This is a genomic window from Curtobacterium sp. 260 (genome assembly GCF_030803485.1).
In the GTDB taxonomy this organism is placed as follows: domain Bacteria; phylum Actinomycetota; class Actinomycetes; order Actinomycetales; family Microbacteriaceae; genus Curtobacterium.
In genome coordinates this window covers 1-1,429 of the sequence record NZ_JAURUY010000029.1, presented here as the reverse complement: position 1 = coordinate 1,429, position 1,429 = coordinate 1, and the positions used below count along the sequence as shown (strand labels likewise).

At 69.4% G+C, this 1,429-nt stretch carries 1 protein-coding gene; it reads right to left on the bottom strand.

The window, feature by feature from the left end; all coding sequences use genetic code 11:
* Positions 1-335: 335 nt before the first annotated feature.
* On the bottom strand, positions 336-926 hold the full coding sequence (locus tag J2X59_RS15885) for a GNAT family N-acetyltransferase (RefSeq protein WP_326497317.1): 591 nt from the start codon (positions 924-926) through the stop codon (positions 336-338).
* Positions 927-1,429: the final 503 nt, after the last annotated feature.

Sequence of the window (1,429 nt, the reverse complement as noted above, 5' to 3'; positions counted from 1 at the left end):
TAATTGGCATTGACAATGTGCACGCTGTTGAGTTCTCAAGGACCAGACGCACCCCCCACTCAGCACCACCACAGTGGTACCTCATCAGAGGGGCTTGGATTCTCGACACCATCCCCCGAACCTTGCAGCTCGTCAGGATGGTGGTTGGTTGCCGAGCGGGACCCCGTCCGGACTGCATCTCCAGGTACTCGCCCTGGTGACCGTCTCGGCCGTTCCGTTCTCCGCCTCAGCGGCAACGAGGTACAACCTTACGCGGAGGTGAACGCGCTGCCAAGTGGGGCCACATCCCGGGCGTGTCGGGCGATGAGCGGACGGGTTGCAGCGTTGCGACCGACTCACTCCTCGCCCGGTTCTCCGCTGCTTCCGTGGACGGTCGGGAGCTCGAGTGCAGTCGCCATCTCTTCGATGACGGCGTTCGGCAACCCGTCGGCCGCGCGCCGGCGTCCCGTCCTGCGGAAGCCGTGGCGAGCGTAGAGGTCCCGCGCCGGCGCACCGTCCGGAGCGCAGTCCACCCAGAGTCGGATCGACGGGGCACGGAGGGCGGCCCAGCTGAGGACCTCCGCGAGGAGCGCGTCCGCCACGCCGTTCGCCCGGCCGCGCGCTCGAGGACGGACGAACACCCCCGTGAGCAGCGCGGCAGGCTCATCGTCAGCCGGCAGCTGAGCGGCCATGATCCCCAGCCACGCCCCGTCCTCCGCAACTGCCACGACAGCAGTGGTGTCCCGCCCGGTACCGCGCCGCGCCCGCAGCCGCCAGTCGTCCTCGGTCATCGCGAGGGTGGTCCGGAGGTCCGCGCCGTACGACACCGGGTTCTCCGCCGCGTTCTCGAGCCGGAGCGCTCGCACCGACCGCCAGTCCTGCTCGACCGTGCTCCGCACGACGTACCGGAGACCCGGGAGGCCGGCCCGCCCCAGGAGGAGGGGCACGCCGGTCGCCGACCACCACGAGGGCGACACGTGCCCGGAGGACATCCCTCCGTTTTCGAAGCGCTCGACGAACACCCCGGCGCCGGCGTCTCCTGACATCGCACGACCGACCTCCGCCGCAAAGCCCCGCCGCAGCATGCCGTCGAGCTCACCTCGCGTGCTCGGGAGCGTGACGTGCACGAACCGCTCACCGAGAGCTCGCCAGAGCCACGGGTCGCCGCGCAAGCCCCACTGGTCAGGCTCGTCCCGGAACAGATCACCGACGTGTCGTGCCACGTTCTGATGGTGACCGATCGTGCGGGATCGCGCCACGGCGCGATCGCCGCTGCGCTCGACAGCATGGCCCGAGCAGTCGAGGGCAGTGTCGGCGTGCGGGTCGGCCCGTTAACGCAGGAAACCCCTGACCGGTCACGGTCAGGGGTTTCCTGGTGTTGCTGAAGTTGAGTCCGGCGGCGTCCTACTCTCCCACAAGGTCCCCCTTGCAGTACCATCGGCGCTGAGAG